Below are 1957 nucleotides of genomic sequence, written 5' to 3' on the forward strand. Positions count from 1 at the left end.
CAGGAGCGGCAGAAGCCACGGCCCTTGCACGAGAAGGCGACGAGTCGCGGAGCTCCGCAGGCGGTGCAGCGCACGCGGACGAAGCCGTGCGCCAGGATCCCGCACTCGAGGAAGCGCGCGAACTCTCGCCGCACGAAGCGGAGTACGGCGCCCGATCCCTCCTACTAAGTGGCAGGTCGTAGGTTCGACTCCTGCCGGGGGCGCCAGCCAGACCTGACGTGGTGTCGCCAAGCTACGAGCGCGGCGAGGGCGACGAGCGCAAGCGACGCGGCGCCGGGTTCGGGGAGAACCAGGGAGAACTCGGCGCTGGACTCCCCAGGGAACCCTGCACCCGTCTCCTGCAGCAGAAAGTAGGAACCGGCTTCGAGGAATCCGGAGCGCTCGAAAGGGAGCGAACCATCCGTGGACAGCTTCCAGCTGATCGCGAGGCCGGGTCCGCTGAATTGGATGCTCGACCGGCCGCCGTCGGTGCGAGTGAAGAGTCCGGAGAGCTTGAAGAAAGTCGCGGCGTCGAGGTCGAAGTCCAGCACGATCACGACCTCCCCGTAGGCACCTTCCTCGAAGCCTTCCGAGCGGCTGGTCGAGGTGAGGCGGAAATCGGACAGGGTCGATGCGTGCGTCGCAATCGCACCACCGTTCAGCCCCAGGTCTACAGGCTCGAATCCGTTATCGTACTGTCCCGCCGGACCCGGAAGGGTGGAGATACACACGCAGATCCTCCCGGGCGGGAAGACACGTGGCGGTTCGGGTTCGGGAGAGGTGAAGACTTCCACGCTTCGAGCCATGAACGTCGCCTCGATGCCCCCAGCTCCCGCGGAACTCGCACTCACGAGGGCCGCAAGTAAAGCAATCCCAAATCGGACAAGCCAGCGGTGCGCACAGAGCATTCCCAAGCCTACCACACGCGGGGGGGGTAACTGTCAAATGTTGTGGATCGGGATCTGATCAGGCGGCGTCCTTTCGCTCCTTCTCATCGTCATCGTTCTGAATGATCCCGTCGACGAACAGAGCTCCGTCGGCGACTTTCTCTGCGAGCTGCGGCGCGTTGATCTTGCGCCATCGTTTCTCTGCCATCACGAGCAGCTTGAAGGCCATGAGCAAGGCCTTCGTGCGAGACCCGGCGCCCTTCGTGACACGTGTGCGCAATCGCACCGTCGCAAACGAGGACTCGATCGCATTCGCCGAGCGGATGTGCTGCCAGTGCTCAGCTGGAAACTCGTAGAAGGTCAGCAACTTGTCTTCGTCGCGACGAAGCGAAGCGACCGCTTTCGGGTACTTGGCACCGTACTCCTTGTCGAAGACATCCATCGCTTCGACCGCGACTTCGCGTGTCTCTGCGTTCATGATCTCGGAAAGTAGCTGCTTTGCTTTGCCCTGGATCCGCTTGGGCAGTTTGTCGAGCACGTTCGCCAGGCGATGCACCCAGCAGCGCTGCTCCTTCGTCTCTGGCCACACGTCGCGAACCGCTTTCCAGAAGCCCAGCGCTCCGTCGCCGATCGCCAGCAGCGGCATGCGAAGGCCACGAGCGGAAAGGTCGCGGAGCACCGAGCTCCAGCTCTCCGAGCTCTCGCGGTAGCCGTCGTCGACCGCCAAAAGCTCCTTCGTGCCGTCGCGGCGCACGCCCAGAACCACCAGCGTGCACAACCGATCTTCCTCGAGACGCACGCGGAAGTGCACGCCATCGACCCACACGTAGATGAACTCCTGGGCGGAGAGATCGCGCTTGCGAAACGCGTCGTAGTCCGCCTGCCACTCCGCCGTCAGGCGAGTGATCGAAGCCGGAGACAGCCCTGAAGCCTTCTCGCCTAGCAATGCGGGAAGCGCTTCGCGGAAATCCCCCGTCGACAGGCCGCGCAGATACAGGATCGGGAGCACTTCCGCGACCTTCGGACTCTTGCGCATGTACGGCGGAAGGATCTGGCTGCTGAAGCGATGATCGTCGCGGCGATCGTGGACG

At 63.7% G+C, this 1957-nt stretch carries 2 protein-coding genes; both read right to left on the reverse strand.

Annotation, left to right across the window (positions count from 1 at the left end):
• Positions 1–164: 164 nt before the first annotated feature.
• Positions 165–785 (reverse strand): hypothetical protein, encoded by a 621-nt coding sequence (locus tag GY725_19485; GenBank protein MCP4006367.1) that lies wholly within the window; start codon positions 783–785, stop codon positions 165–167.
• Positions 786–945: 160 nt separating this feature from the next.
• Positions 946–1957, reverse strand: a 1012-nt coding sequence (locus tag GY725_19490) for an IS256 family transposase (GenBank protein MCP4006368.1), incomplete at its 5' end; no start/stop codon positions are given.

It is taken from the genome of bacterium (genome assembly GCA_024226335.1).
Classification (GTDB): domain Bacteria; phylum Myxococcota_A; class UBA9160; order SZUA-336; family SZUA-336; genus JAAELY01.